The sequence below is a fragment of the Mesonia sp. HuA40 genome (genome assembly GCF_008017835.1).
In the GTDB taxonomy this organism is placed as follows: Bacteria; Bacteroidota; Bacteroidia; order Flavobacteriales; family Flavobacteriaceae; genus Mesonia.
In genome coordinates, this window is the sequence record NZ_VRLT01000021.1 from 98,143 (window position 1) to 124,800 (window position 26,658).

The following is a 26,658-nucleotide window of genomic DNA, read 5'->3' on the forward strand; positions in this document are numbered from 1 at the left end:
AATGACAAAAATAGCGTTAACTTATTTAGGAAACTTGAGGGTAAATAGTATTCATCTCAAAAGTAATTCTGAGTTGATAACCGATGCCCCAATAGATAATCAAGGAAAAGGCGAAGCTTTTTCACCCACCGATACGGTAGCTTCCGCACTAGCTAGTTGTATGTTAACTATTATGGGCATTTATGCTAATGAAAACAATATTGATTTAAGCGGAACCAAAGCCGAGGTTGAAAAATTTATGGAAAGCAATCCTAGGCGTATTGATTGTATAAAAGTAAAGGTTATTTTTAATAAGAAGTTTGATGAAAAAACGACTAAAAAATTAGAACGCATCGGTTATACCTGTCCGGTTTACCACAGCCTACATCCCGATTTGAAAAAGGAAATTACTTTTGAATATGCCTAGTTATTTTAAAGAAAATAATAAAAAAGCCTGGTGTTTTAATTACCAGGCTTTTTTTTATATAAAATGGTCTTTAACTGCGAGTTTGGCTTTTTGATAATCGGTCCATATTTGTTCTACAATTTCTTTTGCAGGAAGTATATCATTAATAAGACCACTTATTTGACCAATTTCTAATTCACCCTCTTCTAAATCTCCCTCAAACATTCCTTTTTTAGCTCTAGCTCTACCTAGTAAATCAATTAATTCTTGTTTACTTGGCGATTTGCTATAAAGGGATTTCACATCTTCGTAAAATTTATTTTTTAATAAACGTACTGGGGCTAGCTCTTTAAGGGTTAGTTCGGTGTCACCTTCTTGCGCATTTACCACACTATCTTTAAAATTTTGATGTGAAGAAGCCTCTTCACTTGCTACAAATCTACTTCCTATTTGTACGGCATCTGCACCCAAAACCATAGCCGCCAACATTCCTGATCCTGTGGCAATTCCTCCTGCTGCTATTAACGGGATATTCAATTTTTCTTTCACCATAGGGATCAAAGTAAAAGTGGTAGTTTCTTCACGACCATTATGGCCTCCAGCCTCAAAACCCTCTGCAACCACTGCATCTACACCGGCGGCTTCCGCTTTAAGCGCAAATTTCACACTGCTCACTACGTGAACCACGGTGATTCCTTTTTCTTTAAGCAATGGAGTAAATGTCTTGGGATTTCCAGCAGAGGTAAAAACAATTGGTACTTTCTCTTCAATAATAATGTTTATTATTTCTTCCAAGTCGGGGTAAAGCATAGGCATATTTACCGCAAAAGGTTTATCGGTTGCTGCTTTACATTTTAAGATATGCTCACGAAGTACATTTGGGTACATAGAACCAGCCCCTATTATTCCTAAACCACCTGCATTGCTAACGGCACTGGCCAATCTCCAGCCGCTGGCCCAGATCATTCCGGCTTGTATTATGGGTAATTCTATATTAAATAGTTTGGTTATTCTATTATTATGAATCTGCATTCGGTTAATTTTTAAAATTTGCTAAATATACTTAGAATTTTATAGGTACACCATCTTATCCGATAACTCCCGACCCTAGTAGTTCATCATCCATATGCCAAGCTACAAATTGCCCTTCTGTGATAGCAGATTGCGCTTCTTTGAAAACAACATAAAGTCCTTCTTTCGTTTGATGTAATTTAGCCTCCTGAAGAGGTTGTCTATACCGAATACGTGCTTTCACCGCCAAACTTTCACCCAAGCCTAATTTCAAATCTTCTCTAACCCAGTGAATGTCTTGAGGTTTTACCAAAAGACCACGGCGATAAAGCCCAGGATGATTTTTACCCTGCCCCACATAAATAATATTTTTATTGACATCTGTTTCCAAAACAAATAGCGGTTCTGGTGTTCCTCCTACGGCAAGACCCTTGCGCTGACCTTTGGTAAAGAAATGCGCACCGTTGTGTTCGCCCACCTTTTTTCCATTTTCTGTAGTATAATTATATTTCTCGCTTAAATAAGTCAATTCTTGATTTTCTAAACCTTGGTTTTGATATAGGGGTGAATCGCTAGGAATTTCAACAATATCTCCTGTTTTTGGTTTTAGCTGTTGCTGAAGAAAGTCTGGCAGTCTTACCTTACCAATAAAACATAAACCTTGTGAGTCTTTTTTATTAGCTGTTATTAAACCTTGTTCTTTAGCAATGGCACGTACCTCGCTTTTTTGTAAGTCGCCAATAGGGAAGAGAGATTTGGCTAATTGATCCTGAGATAATTGGCAAAGAAAATAAGATTGGTCTTTATTATTGTCTTTTCCAGCCAACAATTTGTAAGTGGTTTTGCCATTAACCGAAGCGGTTGCTCTTCGCGCATAATGCCCAGTTGCGACATAATCTGCACCCAAGGAAAGAGCAATGTCTAAGAAAACATCAAATTTTATCTCACGGTTACACAGTACATCTGGGTTTGGAGTACGTCCAGCCTCATACTCTTTAAACATATAGTTTACAATACGTTCTTTATATTGTTCGCTTAGATCTATAGTTTGAAATGGAATATTTAACTTATCTGCAACAAGCATGGCGTCATTACTGTCATCTAACCAAGGGCATTCATCACTTATGGTAACGCTATCGTCGTGCCAGTTTTTCATAAAAAGGCCAATTACTTCATAGCCCTGCTCTTTTAACAAGTAAGCGGTTACACTAGAATCAACTCCTCCGCTAAGGCCTACGATAACGCGTGCTTTCTTTTTATTTTGCATTTTTTGTTGAGTGTTTTATTTTTTTGTGTTCTTAAAAAGAGGTAAAGGATGCTGGATTTCTTTGTAATTACCATCATCCTGCCGTTCAAGCCAAATGCCATCTTTCTTCCCATGCTTATAATTTCCTTTTGAGATAAGCTCGCCAGCGGCATCGTAAATTCTTGTTTTACCGTGTAATTTACCGTCTTTATAAGTGTAATGTTGAAGCAATTGTTTATTGGCACCAAAGATTTTAAGCTCACCGTTTAATTTACCATATTTATATTCTTCTATTTGAGCCAATTCTCCCGTATTAAAATAGGTTTTCTTTAGCCCGTGAAGCTGATTGTTTTTATAATGTTCTTCGAGCATAAGTTGATCGGAATTTTTATGATAGTATAACCAGATACCTTCTCTTTTCTGACCAATCATATTCCCTTTACTTACTGTATTTCCGTATCGGTTAAAATATTCAACAATTACGGTATCGGTATGGGCTTGGAAAGTCTTGCTAGCCACAGGCTGAGTGCCACTTTTGGGTTTGTAAAATTTAAACACACCAATTTCTTTACCATGTTCAAACTGTCCTTCGTATTTGATTTGATCTGATTTTTCATATTTTTTTATCCAGCGACCGTGACGCTTTCCGTTTTGATCAAATTGATTGATTTTCTCTTGGGCAAAGCTTGAATCCGTAAAGGATAAAAAAACCAATATATAGAATGGAATAATACTTAAATTCATAAGTTTTCTTTTTTGTATCTTGCTCTTTAAAAAAAATTATAAATGAATCGATTTAGTTTCTCCTTTAGGTTTGCAAAAGTACTGCCAATTTTTCTATTAAGCGTATTTTTTTTGGCTTGTGATGAAGATGACAATGATAATGTTATCGAAGGCACCAACTCAATAATCAATTATTTGAGCAAAAATCAAGAATTTTCTCAGTTAACTGAGTTAATTTTTAAAGCAGATTACCAAGGTAAATTAGATGGAAACTCGGGGAACTATACCTTTTTAGCTCCAACCAATCAAGCTATAAATGAATTTTTGACCAAAAATGGAATGAATGATTTATCTGCGCTTACGCAACAAGAAGCCCAAGAAATAGTTGATTACCATTTGTTGTTGGAAAAGGTAGATACGAGTCAAACTACTACTGGATTTTTAACCACGGCTGCACAATTGAGATTGAACGATAGTGTCAGCTATCCATTAAGTTTGCACCTTAAAAAAGATACAGACTTATCATTTAATGCTTCTGCACAACTGGTGCAGGCCAATATTGAAGTAGATAACGGTGTACTTCACGTCTTAAATGAAGTTTTAATAGTACCTAGTTTAGCAGATCTTTTAAGTTTTGATGAGCAAAGCGTGGGCTTTTTTAATTTATGGGATGATTTAGGTTTATTACCACTTTTAGAACAAGAAGCGCTACAGAGTTTATTTGCACCAGATACCGACAAACTTGCTGTATTTCTACAAAATCAAAATTTAAATGCACAAGAAAAAGAACAATTTGCCAAGAATCATCTCTATCAGGGATTTTTACATACTGACGCCATAACAATGGGATATAGATATAGCGAAGCCAATCGGGACAATACTATGATAAGTAATTTTTTTAATACTACCACGGGAATACTTATAAATAATAAAACTAGTGTAAGCACGCAAAATATTGTAGGGAAAAATGGTGTAATGCACATCTGCTCAGATATTTTAGCCTTACCAAGTCTTTGGAGCTTAATTGAGTCTAATCCAAATCTAGCTACCTTTGTACAAGGTGCAACTAGAACCGATTCCGCTTTAAGCGATTATAAATCACTATTATCTGGCACAAACAATATTAACTTTACGTGCTTTATACCTAATAATTTGGCATTTGATACTTTTTTCAGTAACCAAGATGCAACTGGTATACTAAATATTGATAATATTGATGCTGGTACTTTAGAAACTCTCTTAATGACGCACTTATTTGAGAATACAGCACTAAAAATTGAAGAATTACCCAGTTCGATTGCAAATAATCAAGGAGTAATTACTATCAATAAATCTATATCAACTTGTAAATTAACCGATGAAAATGGAATGGAAGCTTCTGTTATTGAGCAAGATATAAATAGTAAAAATGGGTTTATTCATACAATTGACAGTGTTTTATTAAACAATTAACTTTGTTTAATGTTTATTAACAAAAGTTAAACACTATTCTTTTTTTTAATGTTTTAGATTTGAATTATTAATCAATTTAAATCAAAAATACTATGAAGAGAATCAGTTTACTACCCCTCTTAATGCTGGCGCTTAGTTTCTCCTTTTACTCGTGTAGTGACGATGACGATGGCTCAAGAAATTTACCGCCCGAAATGAACAATACTATTGCCGATGTGGTGATAGCCAATGAAAATTATTCTGTACTCGAAGCCGCTTTGATCAAAACAGATTTAGTAAGTACCTTTCAAGGTAGCTCAGAGTATACCGTATTTGCTCCCAACGATCAAGCTTTTCAAAACTTTTTGAGCGATAATGGTTTTGCAAACTTAGATGATGTTCCAACCAATGTGCTAACCCAAGTACTATTATATCACGTTGTACCAGGAAGCTTGCAAGCGGCAGATTTACAAACGCAATATTATTCAACTTTAAGTTTAGAAGAAGATTCTCAAGCCTATTTAAGTTTGTATGCCGATACAAGTAGCGGTGTAGAATTAAACGGAGCAACAGCCGTAATTACCCCAAATATTGAAGCTGATAACGGTGTAATTCATGGAATTGAAACCGTATTATCTCTGCCCACTGTTGCTGATTTGGCAATATACAATGATAATTTTAATACCTTAGTTACTGCTTTAGGAAACGGAGGTAATACTACCGACTTTCTTGGACTAGCTTCAGATCCATCTGCAGATATCACTGTATTTGCACCTACTAATAACGCTTTTGATACCTTTTTAAATGATTTAGGGGTAACACTTCCCGATGTTAGTGGCGCTGTGCTAGATAATCTTTTAAGAAATCATGTGGTAGCAAGTTCGGTTGCCTCAACACAGCTTTCCACAATGTATGTAAATACAGAGGCTACTTTTGACGCTACTTCTAATAAGTTGAGTATGTATATCAACACAGAAGACGGGGTAACCTTAAACGGACAGTCAAATGTAATTGTTGCTGACGTAGTAGGGGTAAATGGAATTATTCATGCTGTTGATGCAGTGGTCGCATTACCAACTATAGGAACTTTTGCGACTGCAGATAATACTTTTGAGACCTTAGTATCAGCTTTAACAAGAGAAACTAGTTTCACTTACGTGGATTTGTTAAGCACAGAGAATGGAACGAATCCTGCTCCTTTCACTGTTTTTGCACCTATCAATGATGCTTTTGCAGATTTATTAACCGAATTGGGAGCTGATAGCCTAGCCGATATAGATACAGCTACGCTTGAAGCTACCTTAAATATGCACGTTATCACAGGGGCCAATGTAACTGCTTCAGACTTAACTTCAGGAGCTGTTACTACAGCCGGAGGTGAGATGATTACAATCGATGCAAGTAATGCCACGATAACCGACCCTAATAGTCGAGTAAGTAATATTATTGTGACCGATGTTCAAGCAAGTAACGGAGTAATTCACGCCATTGATAAAGTAATTTTACCTGCTTTACCATAAGTATACAGAAGATTGCAAAATGAGAGGAGGCCCAGTAGGCCTCCTTTTTTGTTTTATTGATAAAATATAAAGCCATATTGTCAATAATATTTGTATTTTTGCGCCCCGTATAGACATTATTTAATCAATTTATCATGGCACAAACCAAGTACATTTTTGTCACCGGGGGTGTTTCTTCGTCATTAGGAAAAGGAATAATCGCAGCATCATTAGCAAAACTTTTACAAGCACGAGGATACCGAGTTACTATCCAAAAATTAGACCCCTATATTAATATAGATCCGGGTACGATGAATCCGTATGAACATGGTGAGTGTTTTGTTACTGAAGATGGAGCGGAAACAGATCTTGATTTGGGGCATTATGAGCGATTTTTAAATACCAATACTTCACAGGCCAATAATGTTACTACGGGTCGTGTTTACCAAAGCGTAATTAACAAAGAAAGAAGAGGTGAGTTTTTGGGTAAAACCGTCCAAGTAATTCCTCATATCACTAATGAAATTAAAGAACGTATCAAAATTTTCGGTAACTCTGGAGATTACGATATTGTGATAACAGAAATAGGAGGAACCGTAGGCGATATTGAGTCTTTGCCTTATATAGAAAGTGTACGCCAGTTACGCTGGGAATTAGGCGATAACAATTCATTGGTAATTCATTTAACTTTAATTCCTTATCTATCTGCTGCAGGAGAACTTAAGACTAAGCCCACACAACACAGTGTAAAAACCTTGATGGAGAGTGGTGTAAATGCAGATATTTTAGTTTGTCGTACAGAACACGAGATAGGAGATGACCTAAAACGAAAATTGGCATTGTTTTGCAATGTAAAAGAAGAGGCGGTTATCCAATCTATAGATGCTTCAACTATTTATGATGTTCCTAATCATATGCTAGAAGAAGGTCTTGATAAAATCAGTTTAAGTAAATTGGCGCTTCCTTTAAAATCTGAACCAGATTTAACGCAATGGAATGCCTTTTTGCAACGGCATAAAAATCCGAAAAGTGAAGTAAATATTGGTCTAGTGGGTAAGTATGTAGAATTACAAGATTCTTATAAATCTATTCTCGAGGCTTTTATACACGCTGGTGCCGAAAATGAGGTTAAAGTAAATGTAATAAGTCTTCACGCTGAATTTTTCTCAAAAGAATACGAGGATAAAAACATATCATTAGACGGTATTTTGGTAGCTCCAGGTTTTGGAGAACGAGGAATTGACGGGAAAATCGAGGCGGTTAGATATGCGCGAGTAAATAAAATCCCTTTCCTAGGAATTTGTTTGGGTATGCAGATGGCCGTAATCGAGTATGCGCGCAATGTATTAAATCTAGAAGGAGCCAATAGCACAGAAATGGAGCCAGATGTGAAATTTCCTGTAATTGATATAATGGAAGATCAAAAGAATATCTCACAAATGGGAGGAACTATGCGATTAGGAGCGTGGGATTGTGCTTTAACTCCAGATTCACTTATATATAAGGTTTACCAACAAGAAGAGATTAGCGAAAGGCATAGACATCGTTATGAATATAACAACCAGTATAAAGCAGCGCTCGAAGAAGCCGGTTTGTTAAGCACAGGGATAAACCCTAAGACAGGTCTTGTAGAGGTTGTCGAACTAAAAGATCACCCTTGGTTTATTGGGGTGCAGTACCATCCCGAATATAAAAGTACCGTGGCCAATCCTCACCCGCTTTTTGTTCATTTTGTAGAAGCGGCAAAGAATTTTGCAACAAAAAAGAATTAAAAAATATAGATACTGTTCACAGATTGAACAAGATTTAAATGTAATGTATGGAAAATAAAAAATTTGATTTAAACTCGCTTATCGGTTTTTTTCTAATAGGAGGTATCTTGCTATGGATGCTTTATTACAATAGTGATGAGCAAACTACTATTACCACAGAAGGAACACCAGAAGTAACGGAGCAAACCCAGAACGAAAATCAAAAATCAGAAGCTGTTGAAGAAATTGTACCAAAAAGCCAAGATTCATTAGCTATCGCACAAGCTAAAGAAAAATTAGGTGCTTTTGGTTATGCCGCGGCTAAGGCAAAAGAGGGAACTACCACCATAGAGAATGATGTTTTAAAATTAATCATAAGTAACAAAGGTGGACAAATTGTATCAGCTAAACTGAAAAATTTTAAAACCTATGACTCTATTCCAGTACACTTAATCAAAGACGGGAATAGTGCGTTTAATCTTTCGTTTACCACTCAAGACAATCGTAACATCAATACTAAAGATATGTTTTTTGAGCCTCAAAAAAGCCAAAATGATGCACAAGCATCTTTTAGGTTAAAGGTGTCAGAAAATCAATACTTAGAGTATTACTATGCTTTGAAACCAGGAGAGTATATGTTAGATTTTGCTATTCGCTCACAAGGTTTAAATCAGGTAGTTCAAAATAAAGATATTGCACTAGATTGGTCTTTAACCGCTTACCGACGTGCAAAAAGCATTTCTTATGAGAACAGGTATACCGAGATTTTATGGGAGTTCGAAGATGGCAATACAGATTATGCCGGGCAAGGAAAAGATGAGCAAGAAGAGGATAAACAAATTTCATGGGTAGCTTTTAAACAGCATTTCTTCTCTTCTATCTTACTTACTGATGATCCTTTTCAAAACGGGACTTTTATTTCGAAAAATTTGGTAGAAGATGAAGAAATAGATACCGTTTACACTAAAGCATTTGAAGCTAAATTTCCTATTGCGTTAAAAGGGGGAGAATTTAATGAGACCATGAATATGTATTTCGGTCCTACCGATTATAAAATACTTGACAATTATCAGCGTAACTTGGATGAAATTGTGCCTTTAGGTTGGGGTATTTTCGGATGGATTAACAAGTATTTTATTATACGTTTTTTTAATCTCCTTAGCGGATTTTTACCGGCAGGTATTGCCATTATAGTTTTAACCATAGCGATTAAGATATTATTGTCTCCAGTACAATATAAGCAGTATGTTTCTCAAGCAAAGATGAAAGTGCTACGACCCGAAATCAACGAGCTTAATGAGAAGTATAAAGACAACGCTATGAAAAAGCAACAGGAAACAATGAAGTTGTATAATAAAGCAGGGGCTAGCCCAATGAGCGGTTGTATACCTGGTTTGTTACAAATTCCTGTATTTTATGCTTTATTTAATTTCTTTCCGAGTGCGTTTAGTATTCGTCAAGAAAGTTTCCTTTGGGCAGATGACCTTTCGAGTTATGATGTTATAGCCGAATTGCCTTTCCATATTCCATTTTATGGAGACCACATTAGCTTATTTCCTATACTTGCATCTATTGCCATCTTCATTTACATGATGATGACAACTGGGCAGACTATGCAAGCTTCTCAACCAGGAATGCCGAATATGAAGTTTATAATGTATATCTCTCCTTTGTTTATGTTGTTTTTCTTTAACAACTACGCAAGTGGGCTATCATTGTATTATTTAACCTCAAACTTAATTACAATAGGAATTATGCTTGTAATTAAAAATTTCATAATTGACGAGGATAAAATTCATGCTAAAATCCAAGAAAACAAAAAGAAGCCAGCCAAAAAGAAAGGTAAATTTGCGAGGAAAATGCAGGAGATGATGGAGGAAGCTGAGCGTCAACAGCAGCAGGCCAAGAAAAAATAATTAAACTAAAAAAAAGACTCGGTTTCCCGAGTCTTTTTTTATCTATATGGATTGGGGTAACGGGCCCTTAAATTTTTTAATAAATGTTCTAATCCGTTTATTTTTATCTCATAAACGGCTTGCATTTGTTGGCCTAATTTGCTTTTAGGAAATCCTTTTTGTGCGAACCAAACGAAATAAGATTCGGGGATATCAGACAAAAAGAAACCTTTGTATTTTCCAAAATGCATTTTAGCATAGGCTAGAAAAAGCAATTCTTTTGTGTTGAAATCATTCATAAATCAAAAGTACATGAAAGCAAAATTAAGCAGTTAAGAATATTATTTTTCTTTGTAAAAAAAATATTTCTACATGCTGTTTGTTTTTGTTATTTTTGCTAAACAAAATTCGAACGATAAGAAAAACCTGATTATGAATTTACACGAATATCAAGGAAAAGAAATACTAAATAGTTTTGGCGTGCGCATACAGCGCGGGATAGTAGCCAATACACCTCAAGAAGCTGTTGACGCAGCTAAAAAGCTAACCGAAGAAACAGGAACAGGCTGGCACGTTATTAAGGCTCAAGTACACGCAGGTGGTCGTGGAAAAGGAGGTGGAGTTAAATTAGCTAAAAACCTTCAAGAAGTTGAAAATATTGCTGATGAAATTTTAGGAATGCACTTGGTTACTCCGCAAACCTCTGCAGAAGGTAAATTGGTAAATCAGGTATTGATTGCAGAAGATGTTTATTACCCAGGAGATAATGAACCAGATGAGTTTTATATGTCTGTGTTGCTAAACCGTGCTAATGGTAGAAACATGATTATGTATTCTACAGAGGGAGGTATGGATATTGAAACCGTAGCAGAAGAAACTCCGCATCTAATTTTTACTGAAGAAATTGATCCTGCCACAGGAATTTTACCTTTCCAAGCTAGAAAAATTGCCTTTAACCTAGGTTTGTCTGGAGCTGCTTTTAAAGAAATGACCAAATTTGTTACGGCTTTGTATACAGCTTATGACAAATCAGACTCTTCATTATTTGAAATCAACCCGGTTTTAAAAACCAGTGACGACAAAATTATGGCAGTAGATGCCAAAGTAACTTTAGACGACAATGCTTTATACCGTCACAAAGATTACGCAGCTATGCGTGATGAGCGCGAAGAAAACCCAACAGAGGTTGAGGCGCGTAAGGCAGGATTAAGTTATGTTGATTTAGATGGTAATGTAGGGTGCATGGTTAACGGTGCTGGACTTGCTATGGCAACAATGGACTTGATCAAGCACGCAGGTGGAGAGCCAGCTAATTTCCTTGATGTAGGAGGAACAGCAGATGCTAAGAGAGTAGAAGAAGCTTTTAGATTAATTTTGAAAGACGAGAAAGTTGAAGCTATACTCATTAATATCTTTGGTGGAATTGTTCGTTGTGACCGTGTGGCCCAAGGAGTTGTAGATGCCTATAAAAATATGGGAGACGCCATTAATGTGCCAATTATTGTAAGATTGCAAGGTACTAATGCCGATATTGCTAAAGAATTAATTGATAGTAGCGGATTAAACGTACAGAGTGCTGTACAATTTAAAGAAGCCGCAGATAAAGTACAACAAGTACTAAGCTAAAGATTTTTAAAACGTATTAAAAAACCTCAATGCAAACATTGAGGTTTTTTTTAATTAAAATTTATAGAAACTGAATTCAATTTAGGTGTAAAATTCGCTATAAAATTCGGTTTGTATAAAAAAGGATAAGTTCTATTTTCTTTTTTCAGATTTATTTGGACGCTTTGGGGGTAACGGACCTCTAAGATGAATAATAAGTCCGTCCAAAAAATTTCGTAAAAATTGGTCACCACATTCCATATATTTTGGGTGGTCTTCTTTTCTGAAAATAGCGTTCAATTCACTCTTGGATACTTTAAAATCTACAAGCTTGAAAATATTAATAATATCATCATCTCTTAATTTATGTGCTACTCTTAGTTTTTTAAAAACGTCATTATTTGTTAGTCCCATAGGTTTAGTTTCTTGAAACGCAAAAATAACTTTATTCTTTTGATATATTAACGATATCTTGGTAAAGTTCTCCTATACGATTTTTATCGGTATCATTTGTGAGAGCCTCTTGCGCATCTTGGTAAATATTTTTAGCCTCCTTTAAAAGATTTTCTTTGAAGCAATTGTCTTCATTTTTTTGAAGGAGAAGGTATTTAAGCATAATTAAAAGCTTTTGTACACAAGTAATATCATGTTTACAATAAGTTCTATAACTCGCCAGTACCTGGTATAATAACTCAGCGAAATTTACCGTGGTTAAAAAAACCAATGCCTTATCACTTTCGTATATTATGGTTTCATCTCGCTTTTTCATCCGTAAAGCAAATAGCTCGGTTAAATAGTCTATGGTATTTAGAGCTGTTCCTGGATCATTGATGCCTGGTGACATGGCCTTGACACCAATTTCAGTTATTTGTTTAAAGCCCAATGCGTAATTATCTAAAACAATTTCGCCTCGAGCGAAGTTGAAGTTCTCTAATATTTTTTCTTTTAATTCATCGTCTATCGATCTGTTTACCTGAAATAAGGGGACTCCTTCCAAAACAAAGGCGCCTTTAAGCGGTAATATTTTAAGTTTAATTTCATTCTCTAAGCAAAGCAACTTTAAATTGTTTAATGCAAAGGTTTGCAAATAGCCCGTTTCTGTACTATAATACTTTTGCCAACTGTCGGTGTTTGGAAAGCTGCTTTTATGATTTTTTTGTTCTCCCTCGATTAACCGGTTTAATCTGTTTTTAGCGTCATTAAATATGTTTTCTAAAATGCGGTTTACCTGAATTGATTGCGAGATAGAATGAATAAAATATAAAAATGCAGCAAAACATATTACTGTAAATATGATTCCTAATAATACCGAAAAGCCAGGTAATTGATATTGACTGTCTTCCTTGGGGTTTATGCCTACAAGGGTAAAAGTATTGTATAAAATAGTAGCAACATATAAACCTAAGACGTATTGATGATTACGTTTCGATATTAACCCAGGAAGAACTCTAGGAGAAAAATTACTAGATGCTTGATTTAATAAAACCATAACCATTGAGAAGCTAAAAACCATAATGGATATTATGCCTCCTGTTAAAAAACTTAAAAGAGTCTTGGCGGTATCTGCATTGTTGATCACCAACTCTGGAACATACTTGATCACAAAGCTTGAAACTCCCCTTTTCTCTAAATAAAGCATCAACATAGCAAAATTGAAGCCTAAGAAACTAATAATAGAGGGGTAAAAAGCTATATTCTCTTCAATACGGTGAAAGAAAGCAACTAGTTTATTATAAAGATTACGCATAGGTGAAGTTTGTAATAGAAATATACAATTTGTTTGGTAGGGGACTTCTTAATTTTTACATAAACCTTCAATAGTAATGACAAAATGACATTAATTAAAAAGTTTTAACGACAAAATGGCAGGTTATAGCAATTGGTATTTAATTTGACTACTTACAAGAAAAATAAATAAATACATTATGAGTTTAGTAAAGCAGACAAATCCTTGGTTAAAGACAGCCTTTGAAGATTTATTTCAAGAAGACAGATTCAGTTCAAGTGCGGCAAAAAGTTTGGGAGTTCAAATTCCAGCAGTAAATATTATCGATGATGAAAATCAATTTGAAATTGAATTAGCTGCTCCAGGAAAAGTTAAAGAAGATTTTAAAATAGAATTGAAACAAGATTTATTGGTCATTGAATCAGAAACAAAGACCATCGAGAAACCCGAAAAGCCAAAGTATTCGCGTAGGGAATTTAATTATAGTCAGTTTAAACGGTCTTTTACTCTACCAGATTCTATTGACGTTGGTAAGATCAAAGCAAAATATGAACAAGGAATTCTACGTGTGATCCTACCTAAAAAAGAAGAATCAACAATTTCGGGCAAGAGATTAATAGAAGTTGCATAATTTTCAAGGTTACCAATAATAATAGCCCTCAAAAATGAAATTTTGAGGGTTATTCTTTTTTATCCTTTAATTTTTGCTGTAACATTTTAAGTTCATCTCTAAATCGTGCTGCAGCCATGAAGTCTAATTCTTTAGCTGCGCTTTCCATTTCTTTTCTTACCTTTCTAATACGGTCTTCTAGCTGGTTTTCACTAAAATAAATAACCTCTTCTTCGGCCGCTTTTAAATTTTCAGCTGGTTTAAAGCTGTACGGCTCTACCTTTTTACCAGCTAAGGTGTTGTCTAATGATTTATTCAGTGCTTGCGGAGTTATATTATGCTTTTTATTATAATTGATTTGCTTGGTGCGACGGTATTCGGTTTGATCAATTGTTTCTTGCATGCTTCGGGTAATTTTGTCGGCATACATTATCGCCTTGCCTTCTAGGTGTCGCGCTGCGCGTCCTATGGTTTGCGTAAGCGATCGATTACTTCTTAAGAACCCCTCTTTGTCAGCATCAAGAATGGCTACCAGTGAAACCTCTGGCAAATCTAATCCTTCTCTAAGAAGATTTACGCCTACTAAAACATCAAATAGACCTTTTCGTAAATCTTGCATAATTTCTACTCGCTCTAGGGTGTCTATATCACTATGAATATAGCGGCAGCGAATATCAATTCGGCTTAAGTATTTGGTTAACTCTTCAGCCATTCGTTTGGTTAAGGTGGTAACTAAGGTACGCTGATCTTTTTCTACGCGTTCCTGAATTTCTTCTATCAAATCATCAATTTGATTTAAACTGGGGCGCACCTCGATTATAGGATCGAGTAAACCAGTAGGTCGAATAACCTGTTCAACATATACACCGTCAGATTTCTGTAATTCATAATCTGCAGGTGTAGCACTAACATATACTACTTGGTTTTGTAAGGCTTCAAACTCTTCTAACTTTAACGGGCGGTTGTCCATGGCTGCTGGTAAACGAAATCCATATTCAACCAGGTTTTCTTTCCTCGATCGATCTCCACCATACATTGCACCAACTTGGGGTACCGTTACGTGACTTTCATCAATAACCATTAAATAGTCGTCAGGAAAATAATCCAGTAAGCAGAAAGGGCGGGTCCCTGGCTGTCTTCCATCTAAATAGCGCGAATAATTCTCAATTCCAGAGCAATACCCCAATTCTTTTATCATTTCTAAATCAAAATTAGTACGCTCTTCTAATCTTTTTGCTTCCAAAGGTTTTCCAATTTCTTGAAAATAGCTCACTTGTTTTCCTAAATCTAAAGCAATTTGGTCTATCGCATTGTGCAAAACATCGGGTGAGGTAACAAACATATTGGCGGGGTAAATAGTAAGCCGCTCATATTTTTCTAGTATCTCATTATTTACAGGGTTAAAAGCCTCAATTTCCTCAATTTCATCACCAAAGAAATGAATCCGGAAGGCATTATCGGCATAACCAGGAAAAACATCAACTGTATCCCCCTTAATTCTAAAATTACCATGTTGAAAATCCGCTTCTGTTCGTGCGTATAAACTTTGAACCAATCGCTGCAACAATTTGGTTCGCGATATTTCTTGATCGCGTTCTAGCGAGATAACATTCTTTTGAAATTCAATTGGGTTACCAATACCGTACAAGCAACTTACCGATGCCACCACGAGTACATCTCGTCTACCTGATAGCAAAGAAGAAGTTGTGCTTAACCGCAACTTTTCAATCTCTTCATTTATAGATAAATCTTTTTCTATATAGGTACCAGAGGTTGGAATGTATGCTTCTGGCTGATAATAATCGTAATACGATACAAAATATTCAACCGCATTATTCGGGAAAAAAGTTTTAAACTCGTTATAAAGCTGCGCCGCTAGGGTTTTGTTATGCGCCAAAACTAAAGTCGGTTTTTGTACCTGCTCAACCACATTGGCCACTGTAAATGTTTTTCCAGATCCAGTTACACCTAGCAAGGTTTGGTATCTTTCGTCATTTTCTAAGCCATTTACCAATTGCTTAATCGCCTGAGGCTGATCTCCAGTCGGTTTAAAATCTGATTTTATATTAAATTTCACCCTTTTTTTGTTTTTCCGTCAAGCGGATTTTTTAAATCTCATTCACTTCAAACATACTAAAACCGCTAACGTTTTAGCGTTAAATGCCCCTTAAAACTACGTGAATTTTTAAATCGTATTATAAACCAATAATCATTAGAGGGCATAGGTTTGCCGTTGTAGTTACCATCCCAATATTGATAAGGATTCATTTGATGAATTAGCTTGCCATAACGATCATATATCAAAACATACTCGATGTTTGGGTCTTGCCGACTTATACCTTGTAAGCGCCAAACGTCATTGACCCCATCTTGATTGGGAGTAAAAAATGCCATAAATCCTGGGATATTAACTTTTATGCTTGCTGTACCACATCCGTAAAGATCACGAGCATAAATGATATGCTCTCCCAAGCTAAGCGTATAGGCTGATTGAGTGGAGAAGTCTTGATTTTGATCAATAGCAAACGCATAGCTGCCCGTTCCAGAAGCTTTAATGGCTATTCTGCCGCTACCAAATGGAGGTAGCAGCTCATAACTCAACCTAGGAAGGCTAGAAGGGATTACCTTAAATTCTTTTATTTTTTTACAAATAAATTCTTCTTCTTGAATACTAGTGGTTTGAGAAACCTCTACCCAATATTCACCAATTTCTTGTATTTTTATTTGTGGCGTCGTTTCTCCTGTACTCCATAAAAACCGATAAGAATTAGAAGGTTTTAGTTTGGTCGTTAGCGTGATTTCATCTACCGCTTCGCATAGTACAATTTCTTCATATGCCTTAATTTTTGGTTGAGGAGCAGCTAATAATTCAACTTCAATAATGCCAATACAAGTTGTTGCGTTTTCAATTTTCGCAAATAGAATTAAAGGCAATTCTTCAGCATTAAATTGGATATTAATGGGTAAGGAGTTTTCTCCTTTTAAAGCATCTTCTGCAGTTTGATAGTAGTTGATCCGTTTTCCTGGCGCATTAAACATGCTTTCAATTTGGGTAGTGGCATCTACTAAATTGTATCTTACAAAACCCTCGGTATCAGGACAATTAATTAAGTTGATTTTGGTTTTAGGATTTTCTGTAGTTTCAAGGCGCAATTCACAAATATGATAACATCCTCTTGCCGTTTCTACCCGCGCAAATATCACTTGATTTTTAAGGGTGTTTTCAAAATTAATAGTAGTGGTAATAGGATTACTTTTGTTCTCGGCATTTAGTGGACTGGTGTAAAAAGCTTGCACCTTATACAGAGTATTATTATTGGTTATGACACCAATACTAGACTCCAAATTAAAAATACTTAAACCATCATCGTCCGTATCACAAGCAAGCAGCGTCTGGTTGTTAATTTCTTTAAAGTCAATATACTCCACCTCAATTTCATCTTCGGCAATGCAAGCGTTTCCATAATCTAAAACCAATTTATATCTGCCTGCTTGATTTATTGAGTAGTTTGCTTCATTGGGACCGCTGGCTAATAGAATATCTGGAGCGTTTTCTTGTACCGCATACCAACTATAAGTTTGCGGAGTATTAGCAGTATTTTGGGAGCTAAGGCTGTAAACCTCTCCTGGACATAAGCCGTTTTCGCCCACTAAATCCTCACCCAAATTGGCACCAATATTAAAACTACCTCCTTCTAAAAATACGGCAGAATCATAGCGATAATTTTTTTCATCGGCAATAATCAATTTGATATGGTAACTGGTATTAGGAATAACATCTGCCGTAGCGGTCAATGTTTTGGTCTGACCATTAAAATTTATAGCAGCATTAGTTGGGTTAAAGCGATCAAAATAGGCTTCATTTTCTGCTTCGCAACCTCCAGGAATAGCGGGGTGAACCGTAGTTACTTGTACTGGAGTATTGGTTCCTGGTACTACAGCAATATTAGAATAAGTTCCGCCTTGAGGTTTAATTAAAAAAGCAAAGACATCTGAATATCGGCAGGTGTTGGGGTCATTTTCTTGGTATTCTTCAGACGCGAATATATAATTAAACTGAATTTGATTAGCATTGGGCGTAAAATCAAATTCAATGATGCTGGCGTTTACGGTTCCTTGAACATTCAGCACTTGTTCTAAATCATTGTCTCCAACCCAGTTGGGCGCATCATCATCGCTTAAGGAAGTATTTGGTCCTGGGACATTAGAAAGTCTTCCCGTAGACATTACCACGCCATTAGCAAAAGGAAAAGAGGAATTGTTATTAGTAAAATACCCGTAGCTCAAATCGCCACCACTAAAATTACCGCTAACAGCGTTGGTTACATTAACATTGCTAATGCAACCGCTATCCATTAAAATGTCTTCTATAAGTTCTTGTGGCGTAAAATTGGTTTGAACACTAATGTTCTGTCCAAAAACCGGGTAAAAAATAAGAATTAATAAAAATTGAAAAAATTTCAAAATACCAGTTTAAAAATGGGGAACAAAAATACAACTAAATAGTCTTTTGTTAATCTATAAACGGGTTAAAAATCAATTAAATTATCGGTTCAAGTACACCCAGCCTTTAATGGGTTTAAAGTCGGGGTCATTTAAATTAAGCACATAGAAATAAGTGCCTGTTGGCAACTGTTTCCCTACATTGTTTAAGCCAACATTGCTAGTACCGTCCCAATTGGGGGTTTGATTATTTCCTTGATAAACCAAATTTCCGTAGCGCGAAAAAATCTTTAAATCAAAGCGTTCAAATACAGTATAGAGTCCTTTGATTCTAAAAACATCATTAATTCCATCATCATTCGGAGAAAAACCTTCAGGAATCCAGGGGGGGCAATGCTTGGTGCCAATCAATAGGCGGTATATTTTATGGCATTCGTTGGGATCGTCAAAAGTTGTACGCAAATAAATTTCCTGCGGATTTTGGGTATTCTGATACGTATACGGATTTTTAATTGGATTTTCCTGCGCTTGTGCGAACGATAATGAGGTATAAAAATCAAATATTTCTTCATTATCTTTTAGATCTAATTTCAGTGCTAAATCGTATAAATCAAATATATTTTGGTTATACCCTAAATCGCAGCGCGTAACCGGTACTGAATTTTCAATGGCTATGGGCTTTATGCCTAATATAGTATCTAAAATCACAAAACAATCTTCAAAATCAGGGTGTTGAATCCTGATATAAATAAGCATTGGGTTTTGATTATTTATAAAAGCTTTAGGGTTGGGAATGGGGTTGGTATTTGATATTGCCTCATCTAAACTTGTGAAATATAAAAATCTGTATGCTGAAGGATTGGATAGAATTTCAGATTCAAGTTGTGTTAAATCAACTATACCAACTTCTTCTTGAGTGGTGTTATTACAAACAACGATATCAGCCGGTTGATTCCATTGTGGTAAGGTGTAAACTTGTATGGTAAATGAAGTAATTATATAGCAATTTGGGTCTTGTAGGCTGGTTAACCTTATATAAATTTCTTGCGGATTGTTCGTGTTTTCAAAAGCAGTAATATCAGTTATAGGATTTTGATTGTTTTGCGCTTGAATAAAATCCGTAAAGAATGAGACTTTTACCTGCGTTTGATCGCCCTTTACCAAAGCGAGGTTGGTTGAAAAGTCAAAAATAGCCTTTGGTGTGGTGAATTGTTCTTGGCATACTTTTAAATCTTTTGGAGGCTGAGCAATAAATAAGTTTATCAAACTAGTAGGTTGTTCTGCGGTGTTATCATTTTTATTTAATTCTGGAATTATGACCTGTTTATTAGCATCTAAATTGACTTCAATTTTTAAATTAAAATCTTGCGGAATACTATTGGGTATATTCAGTTGAGTAGTGAAATCTTGAAATGCGCCAACGGCAATGGGACTCGGTGTAAACTCTTCTTTAAGAAAAGTATTATTCGCAAAAAATTTAACCGAAGTATTTGCGGGTAATACATCTGTACCGTTGGTATTGGCAATTCTATAGCTTAAATCGATGGATTTGGTGTTACAAACCGCGGTTACATCAAGAAAGCTAGGTGTAGGATCGGGTAGGGTGCTATTGAATACGGTAACAATATTACTTACAAAAACAATATCGGCAGAAGAGTTAAGCTCTATACTTGCCATTGTATCTCCTATGTTGATGTAATTTTGAACATCGTACACATCTAGATCCATATTGTAAAGGTTGGTAGAACCGGTAAAAGAGTTGGTGCCATTAAAGGCATTGTTAGAGGGATTAAGACTATTGGAGAGTGTGTTGCCATTCAGTTTTAAGGTTTCGTTTACAGCTAGTGCCGAATCACCTTCCCAAGTAAGAAAACCAATTTTTGCTCCTTGATTGTCTATGACGTTTAGATTGTTTAGTTGAATACTCAAAGGGGTGCCGGTAGCGGCAAGGGTAACAAAACCATCGAAGACATCAACTTGATTTAGAGGTAAACTAAGGTCTTCATAAACAATAATAATACTCCAACCTCCAAAATTCATGCCGATATTACAATGACCATTATTGATAAAATTGGTTAAATCTAAATTAGATAATGTGTAACTTCCTGTTCCTGTATTTTGAACTTGGGTAGTCACATCTTTAAAGGCAGCAAAAAAATCAAGATTATTGATGTTATAATTAAAGGTACGATCAGCATTTAGGCTTTGGTTGTTTAAACTTACATTAAAATCACCGGGCCCTGATCCGGCCCAGTATAAATAAGCGGCAATAATATTTTGATTGGCGGCTAGATTAAGATTTGCCGAAGAGGAAGTTAAAATGGTACAATTGGTAGAATTTTCATTTTCGACAACATTAAGTGTATTTCCTATAGCGAGATAATCATATTGCCCGTTGAATTGTTGGAATTTGGTTATAGGTGTTTGTGCAAATCCGTGAAAACCACTTAAAATAAAAGCTAGAGCGAATATAAAAAACTTCATAATAAACTACTTTTATATAAAAATAGTTAAAAATGTAGATAGACTAGCGTTTTAAAGTGAAATGTCCTTTTATTTCTATATTGTTCTTTAGTCTGATTATATACCAATAGTCATTAGATGGCATAGGCTTTCCGTTATAATTGCCATCCCAGCCTGGGCGTTCTGCATTAAATTGATAGAGCATTTTTCCAAATCTATCAAAAATTAATACCTCGGTGCCGCGCAAGTTATCTTCGTATTTACCTAGGATTCTCCATTTGTCGTTAATACCATCGGCATTGGGCGTAAAAAAACGCATTAAGCCCAAAATGCTTACTTTCTTAGAAGTTATTCCGCAGCCTTGTTCGCTTTTGACATAAACGGTATATACTCCTGGAACCAAATTGTCGAAAAAAGGAGTATCTTGGTATGGACCTTCAGGACTTTCTATCGCGTATTGATAGCTGCCCAAGTTTTCTGGGTCTAAAATTACTTGAATACTACTATCTAAAGAGAAGTGCGTTTCTTTGGTCGTAAATTTTGCTTTTCCCACAGGAATTAAAGTAAATTTCTTACTCTGGGTACACCCATCTTCGTCGGTTACCCGTACAGTGTGAGTGGTAAGTTCTGCAGTATTAATACTAGGAGTGGTTTCGCCAGAGGGCTCCCATAAGTAGGTGAATTTTTTATCTGATGGAGCATCGACGCTTACCGATAAGTTAATAGGGTTGGGACTGTTTTCTAAACAGTAAAAAATTTCTTCATCTGCACCTAAACTAAAACTATTATTGAATTCAAAATTAATTTGATAAATGTCAGGGCAACCAATCCCATCGTCGGTTAAATAAATACTAAAGGGTAGGTTTTCCTTAACAATTTCAACCGTATCTTCTGTGTAAGGATTAATTTTTTAACCGCTTCATCTTCTGTGCGATAAAATTTAGGATTATTAAAGCTAATGTTGGTAGCTTCTATTATCGAACTGAACTCCTTGCTTATTTTTTGATCTATATTGCAAACTATTTGTTGAATAGGTATAAGATTGTAATTACTAGTATCAAGCGTTAGCGTAGCTTGATTTTTGCAACTGGTTTGGGTGTTGATTAATTGAACTTCAAGCTGTGTAGGTAGGTTAGCGGGGGTATAGTTTTGTGGGTTAGAAATTAGATTTTTGTTATTGTCTTTATCCCATTCGTAAAATTCAAAAACCAAATTAGAATCGGGAAAATCGGCGCTTAGCTTTTCGCGGATTTCGACTAGATTAAATACTGGCTGTTGGTTGGTTCGAGTACATTGAAAATAAGTGTAATCTTGAATATCGGGTAAAGCTTCAAACGTGATATTGGCAGTTCCTATCAAGGGACATTTCCCGTCGTTAAAGGTAATTTCTAAAATATATTCTTGGGTTTGTGGAAATCCTAAAGACAAATCTGGGGTAACCAATAAGCTGTTGCCAGTAACATTAGGAAGGGGAGAATCGTTTTTAGACCAAGTGTAGCTCGCGTTGGGTAAATTGAGATAAGCCAATTGATAATTTTCGGACTCGCACAAACTGATATTGGTAATTAATTCATCATCATCTTGATTGATAATGTTGATGCGGTCTACAAAAAATGACTGAATAAAAGGAGGTAACCCAAAAACCGCATTTTTTTGAGCTAACGGAACAGCACCTTCAAAAGTACTTTCGGTATATTCAATTGAATTGAAATCGGCATTCGGGTTTTTTATTACTGCCAATTTCGGTTCGCCAATAACGGGTTTATAAATTCTACCATCTGGACCTAATTGTAGGGCAGTGGCTTGCTCTGAGGTTGTGATGAGAATTTCATTTATACTGGCGGCCATATTGGACGCAGTTAAATCCCATTGAAAAATCTTATTTGCCAGATTATCATTAGCGGTGGCATAAGCTTTTGTCGAATTTGCACTAAACTCTACGCCGTATGGGTTTACGTTTTCAACTAGGGCAGTACTACTTGTAACTTGACCAGTGGTAGGATTAAAATCTGATAAATATACCCCGCCATTTGGCAAATCATCACCACTAGTTGGATCAAAGGTTTTGGTATGATGCGCAGTTAAAATTTTTAAACCATCGGGAGAGGCTTTAATATAACCCAATGCGGCTCTTCTGTAGGCGTTTAATGGTATATTAGGACCTATAGTTGAGATTACTGGGGTGGTGTTTATTCCATTTTGATCTATTTTAAAGGCATAAAAGCTATTAACAAAATGTGTAATCACCCAAATACTGCTACAATCTGCCCCTTTAACCGCCGTAATCTTCTCAGAACATTTATATTTTAATTCTTCAGGATCATTTTGATCATAGGTTATTAAATGTATATTTTTTTGACCAGTTACTACATCTCCTAATCCGTTGTTTAGCGTCATATCGACGACGGAGTAGTTAAAGCCATTGTTGAAACCATCATCGGCTACGGGTACAGCAGTGTTAGTGTCGCTGTAATTGGCTTGTGGAATCCCGTTGCTATTGGCCGGACCTTGATTGGGGTAAGCGAAAGCATTTTGGTGGTGTGGTTCATCAACCGTGAAAATAAAATACAAATCTTTATCTCCTGGATGAGGTACAATAAGTGCACTGCTTGTACTACTAGGATCGCCATGAAGCCCAGAATTACCATAATAATCGGCATTGCCCATAATTTGGTGGTTTCGGTTCCAAACTGTTCTACCGTCTGAGTAAAACAGAAGATTTCCCGAAGCGTCTGAAATACTAGAGCAGCCTTCAGAGGTATTAATTTGACCATTGGTTATGGCTGTAGGAGTGCCATTATCAAAGTTTATACCTGCGTTGTATCCAAAATACCAATTGTTAGCTTGCCCTTGGGCTTGTATATTTAAGTTGTTAAAAATAAGTAGAATTGATACAACTAGTGCAAGGCGAAAATTCATTAAGTCTGTATTTTTAAAGGTCTCGGCGTTTTAATAAAGCATAGCTTCCCCATACAAAAATGAGAATCCAAACTAAAACGATTAGAATCTGATAAAGGTAAACATTCGAATCAAATTGAAGATCAGTGTTCAATTGGTTAGCGGTACTTTGTATAACATTTAATTTAGAAATGGGCTGTTTAACCAGATTGCTTATAGATTCTAGAGGGAAAAATTGGGTAATATTTCTTGCTACTTCTTCATTTCCTATCTCCCAACGAATAAGACCGTAAAGTAGATTTTCAAAAATCCACCAAACAAAAAGAAAACCTAAGGCAAAAGCCGATTTCTTTACAAAAATACCTAAAAACATGCAGAAGCTAAAGAAACCAATCAACTTTATAAAATAAGCTAAGAGGTACTCGAGATCAGAAAAAATGATGCTCAACTCGTCGTAATCTGAAAATATAATTCCAAGAATAAGCGATACAATAAAAATAAATAGGGTAGAAACTAATGAAAAAACTACTACGGTATAGAATTTAGAAAGGATAAATTCCTTTTTGCTTAAACCGTCAATAAGGTTTTGTTTGAGGGTGCGGTTGCTGTACTCATTAGACATCATTGATACAATAACAATGGCTAGAAAAATCTTTAAAAAAGCAGCAAAATAAGTGTTGAAATGCCAAATGTAAGGGAAGTTGAAAATTCCTTGGTCGGCCAGCTGAAAATCTATACCTCCAAACTTAAAGCGGATCGATGCAAATAGAGCAATGAGTGTAAATAAAGCGAAATATATTATACTTAAAACACGTGCAGAACGGCTGTGTTTTAATTTTTGAAATTCAATTTGTAAAAGTCTTTTCATGCTTAGGTGTTTTTTTGACTGGTAAGTTGTAAAAACTGTTGTTCGAGGCTTTCTTTTCGTTTAACGAGGTGAGAAAGTATGATGCCCTTTTTAATTAATAGCTCATTTATTTCTTCAGCTTTAGCGGGCTCAGATAAAAAGGCGGTAATAAATTCATCTTCATCTTGTTTACTTACACGCTCAAATAGTTTGTTGGCTTCTAGAACCTCCATTAGTTGCTGGGTGTTTTTAGCATTAAGCTCTACATAACCGTGATTGGCTGTGAGTTCGTGTACAGGGCCGGCATATAGTTTTTGCCCTTTTCGTAAAATTACCACGTGGTCGCATACCTTTTCTACTTCATCTAAAAGGTGAGAAGCTAAAAGTATGGTAGTGCCCATTTTTGCGATGGTCTTAATGATTTCTCTAATTTGATGAATTCCTTGTGGGTCTAAACCATTAGTAGGTTCATCTAGAATCAAAATTTCGGGGTCGTTGAGAAGTGCAGAAGCAATGGCCAGCCTTTGTTTCATCCCTAAAGAAAAGGCACTAAATTTTGTGTTTTTTCGATCGAGTAAGCCTACCAATTTTAATTTATCATTTATAGCCGATGTGGATACATTTTTTATTTTACAAACCAAAGCGAGGTTTTGGTATGCGGTCATGTACGGATAAAAATTGGGCCTTTCGATAATCGCACCTACCTTTTTAAGCGCCTGATGTGTGCTTTCTTCACCATTAAACCATTTAAACGAACCACTAGTAGCGTTTACTACATTGAGCACAATACCCAAAGTGGTTGATTTACCGCTTCCGTTAGGTCCTAAGATTCCGTAAACGTGGCCTTTTTCAATGGTAAAAGAAAGCTGATTTACCGCTGTAATTTTACCATAATTTTTGGTTATATTCTCAAGAGTAAGTATTGTATTCAATATTTTGTTTTTTTATAAAACGATAAACTTACATAAATGTTACCGTATTTATACTGCGAAGATTAGTATTTTTGATAAAAAAATAAGCATGTCAGATCGTTTAATGTCTAAAAGAAAACCAGCATTTCCTATTAATGAAAGGCTAAAGGCCTATTTGGTAAAATATAATAGAAGTACAAAGATTCCTGTGTTTTATGAAGATTTGTTGCGCTTTTCGGGAAGTATAGTGGTGTATGATGAGAAAGACGAAGACACCCTTTGGGTACGCTGTTATTACCCAGACCACGAGCGTAGTGATATTGATACCAGCTTAAAGCGGATTTATACCATCTTATATTCTGATGGTAGTGATGATTCTTTTAAATTTCTAAATATAGACGCCATTGATTATTGCACCTTTGGTAATTCAAAACCTTTTAGAGTTAAGGTGCGTAATATTTTAAACGATAGTGTTACCTACTTTTACGTGAAGAAAGCAGATGCTTCGCGAATATATGGTTTAGAGTTTGAACACTTGTTATCTCCGCATCGTATTGGTTTCCTAGTGTATAGAGATACTTTAATCGAAGAGCATATAAGCGGAATACCAGGAGATGTTTTCATTAATGATATGCTTCCTACCTGCGATGATCGTGATAAAACGTACATAGCCAAACAATTTGTAAAATTTAATGAGCGCTGTACCATAAGACTTTTGGGCGATATGCGTTCTTATAACTATGTAGTAATTCCTACCCATGATTTTGATCATGTGGCTTATCAAATTCGAGCCATAGATTTTGATCAGCAATGTTTTGAAGGCAAATTAAAGGTTTATCGGCCACAATTCTTTAAAGAAAATTATGCCATGGTAAAGCTCGTAGCAGATTATTTACAAGAATCATCTATAGAGCAGTATCAAAAAGAAGAACGTAGCCAAGTGGCTAAAAGATTAATAATTACGCAAAAAAGGTACAAACAATTGATACGTTGTATGATTGCCGATGAAATTTCTACACGAGAAAATGTAAAACAGCTAAGAAGAGAGTTGATGAATTTTTCAAACGATATTAGTTTTAAAAGGGCCAAATCTATGGGGCACATTTTAAAAACAGCTCTTAACTTTGTAAAAAGAAACTACCAAGATATAAGCAGTAAAGAATTCGAAGAATTTTGAATAAAAAAACCAACTGAAAAGTTGGTTTTTTTGTGTT

21 protein-coding genes are annotated in these 26,658 nt (G+C 35.6%); 8 read left to right on the forward strand and 13 right to left on the reverse strand.

What is annotated here, in order from left to right; translation table 11 throughout:
- Position 1 precedes the first annotated feature (1 nt).
- The gene (locus FT993_RS02485; protein ID WP_147860962.1) at positions 2–406 is read left to right on the forward strand and encodes an OsmC family protein; all 405 of its coding nucleotides are present in this window, start codon (positions 2–4) and stop codon (positions 404–406) included.
- A 54-nt stretch (positions 407–460) separates the two neighbouring features.
- On the opposite strand, the gene FT993_RS02490 is transcribed toward FT993_RS02485, so the two are convergent.
- Genes FT993_RS02490 through FT993_RS02500 form a run of 3 tightly spaced genes read right to left on the reverse strand, consistent with a single transcriptional unit; the run spans position 461 to position 3,386 of the window.
- On the reverse strand, positions 461–1,417 hold the full coding sequence (locus tag FT993_RS02490; protein WP_187240738.1) for a nitronate monooxygenase family protein: 957 nt from the start codon (positions 1,415–1,417) through the stop codon (positions 461–463).
- A gap of 55 nt (positions 1,418–1,472) precedes the next feature.
- Positions 1,473–2,663, reverse strand: a complete 1,191-nt coding sequence (gene mnmA, locus FT993_RS02495) for a tRNA 2-thiouridine(34) synthase MnmA (protein ID WP_147860963.1) — start codon at positions 2,661–2,663, stop codon at positions 1,473–1,475.
- A gap of 15 nt (positions 2,664–2,678) precedes the next feature.
- Complete coding sequence (locus FT993_RS02500) at positions 2,679–3,386, reverse strand: toxin-antitoxin system YwqK family antitoxin (RefSeq protein ID WP_147860964.1); 708 nt, start codon at positions 3,384–3,386, stop codon at positions 2,679–2,681.
- 42 nt (positions 3,387–3,428) lie between these two features.
- Here FT993_RS02500 and FT993_RS02505 point away from each other — a divergent pair, with 42 nt between their 5' ends.
- The 4 genes from FT993_RS02505 (at position 3,429) to yidC (ending at position 9,962) form a co-directional block, all read left to right on the forward strand.
- Positions 3,429–4,817, forward strand: a complete 1,389-nt coding sequence (locus FT993_RS02505; protein WP_147860965.1) for a fasciclin domain-containing protein — start codon at positions 3,429–3,431, stop codon at positions 4,815–4,817.
- A gap of 92 nt (positions 4,818–4,909) precedes the next feature.
- The gene (locus FT993_RS02510; RefSeq protein ID WP_147860966.1) at positions 4,910–6,316 is read left to right on the forward strand and encodes a fasciclin domain-containing protein; all 1,407 of its coding nucleotides are present in this window, start codon (positions 4,910–4,912) and stop codon (positions 6,314–6,316) included.
- 134 nt (positions 6,317–6,450) lie between these two features.
- Positions 6,451–8,067 carry a CTP synthase gene (locus FT993_RS02515; protein WP_147860967.1) on the forward strand — a complete coding sequence of 539 codons (1,617 nt, stop codon included), beginning with the start codon at positions 6,451–6,453 and terminating at the stop codon, positions 8,065–8,067.
- A 47-nt stretch (positions 8,068–8,114) separates the two neighbouring features.
- Positions 8,115–9,962 (forward strand): membrane protein insertase YidC, encoded by a 1,848-nt coding sequence (gene yidC, locus FT993_RS02520; RefSeq protein WP_147860968.1) that lies wholly within the window; start codon positions 8,115–8,117, stop codon positions 9,960–9,962.
- Positions 9,963–10,000: 38 nt separating this feature from the next.
- Here the strand turns inward: yidC and FT993_RS02525 are convergent, their stop codons facing one another.
- Positions 10,001–10,240, reverse strand: a complete 240-nt coding sequence (locus FT993_RS02525; RefSeq protein WP_147860969.1) for a DUF3820 family protein — start codon at positions 10,238–10,240, stop codon at positions 10,001–10,003.
- Between the two features lie 133 nt (positions 10,241–10,373).
- Between FT993_RS02525 and sucC the strand changes: the two genes are divergently transcribed.
- Positions 10,374–11,567: an ADP-forming succinate--CoA ligase subunit beta gene (gene sucC, locus FT993_RS02530; RefSeq protein ID WP_147860970.1), complete on the forward strand. Its 1,194-nt coding sequence runs from the start codon at positions 10,374–10,376 to the stop codon at positions 11,565–11,567.
- Between the two features lie 132 nt (positions 11,568–11,699).
- Here the strand turns inward: sucC and FT993_RS02535 are convergent, their stop codons facing one another.
- Together FT993_RS02535 and FT993_RS02540 are read right to left on the reverse strand one after the other, a co-directional pair.
- The gene (locus FT993_RS02535; protein WP_147860971.1) at positions 11,700–11,960 is read right to left on the reverse strand and encodes a DUF1456 family protein; all 261 of its coding nucleotides are present in this window, start codon (positions 11,958–11,960) and stop codon (positions 11,700–11,702) included.
- 31 nt (positions 11,961–11,991) lie between these two features.
- The gene (locus tag FT993_RS02540; protein ID WP_147860972.1) at positions 11,992–13,293 is read right to left on the reverse strand and encodes a DUF2254 domain-containing protein; all 1,302 of its coding nucleotides are present in this window, start codon (positions 13,291–13,293) and stop codon (positions 11,992–11,994) included.
- Between the two features lie 178 nt (positions 13,294–13,471).
- Here FT993_RS02540 and FT993_RS02545 point away from each other — a divergent pair, with 178 nt between their 5' ends.
- Complete coding sequence (locus tag FT993_RS02545) at positions 13,472–13,903, forward strand: Hsp20/alpha crystallin family protein (RefSeq protein WP_147860973.1); 432 nt, start codon at positions 13,472–13,474, stop codon at positions 13,901–13,903.
- Positions 13,904–13,952: 49 nt separating this feature from the next.
- On the opposite strand, the gene uvrB is transcribed toward FT993_RS02545, so the two are convergent.
- From uvrB to FT993_RS02580, 7 genes are all read right to left on the reverse strand, one after another.
- Complete coding sequence (gene uvrB, locus FT993_RS02550) at positions 13,953–15,959, reverse strand: excinuclease ABC subunit UvrB (RefSeq protein ID WP_147860974.1); 2,007 nt, start codon at positions 15,957–15,959, stop codon at positions 13,953–13,955.
- 65 nt (positions 15,960–16,024) lie between these two features.
- Entirely contained in the window at positions 16,025–18,346 is a 2,322-nt protein-coding gene (locus tag FT993_RS02555; RefSeq protein WP_147860975.1) for a T9SS type B sorting domain-containing protein, read from the reverse strand.
- A gap of 81 nt (positions 18,347–18,427) precedes the next feature.
- Positions 18,428–20,809, reverse strand: a complete 2,382-nt coding sequence (locus FT993_RS02560; RefSeq protein WP_147860976.1) for a gliding motility-associated C-terminal domain-containing protein — start codon at positions 20,807–20,809, stop codon at positions 18,428–18,430.
- A 43-nt stretch (positions 20,810–20,852) separates the two neighbouring features.
- Entirely contained in the window at positions 20,853–21,341 is a 489-nt protein-coding gene (locus FT993_RS02565) for a T9SS type B sorting domain-containing protein (protein ID WP_147860977.1), read from the reverse strand.
- Positions 21,342–21,628: 287 nt separating this feature from the next.
- Positions 21,629–23,707 (reverse strand): hypothetical protein, encoded by a 2,079-nt coding sequence (locus FT993_RS02570; RefSeq protein ID WP_147860978.1) that lies wholly within the window; start codon positions 23,705–23,707, stop codon positions 21,629–21,631.
- A 13-nt stretch (positions 23,708–23,720) separates the two neighbouring features.
- Positions 23,721–24,554, reverse strand: a complete 834-nt coding sequence (locus FT993_RS02575) for an ABC transporter permease (RefSeq protein WP_147860979.1) — start codon at positions 24,552–24,554, stop codon at positions 23,721–23,723.
- A 2-nt stretch (positions 24,555–24,556) separates the two neighbouring features.
- Entirely contained in the window at positions 24,557–25,465 is a 909-nt protein-coding gene (locus FT993_RS02580; protein WP_147860980.1) for an ABC transporter ATP-binding protein, read from the reverse strand.
- 88 nt (positions 25,466–25,553) lie between these two features.
- Between FT993_RS02580 and FT993_RS02585 the strand changes: the two genes are divergently transcribed.
- Positions 25,554–26,621, forward strand: a complete 1,068-nt coding sequence (locus FT993_RS02585; protein WP_147860981.1) for a hypothetical protein — start codon at positions 25,554–25,556, stop codon at positions 26,619–26,621.
- The last annotated feature ends 37 nt before the right edge of the window (positions 26,622–26,658 follow it).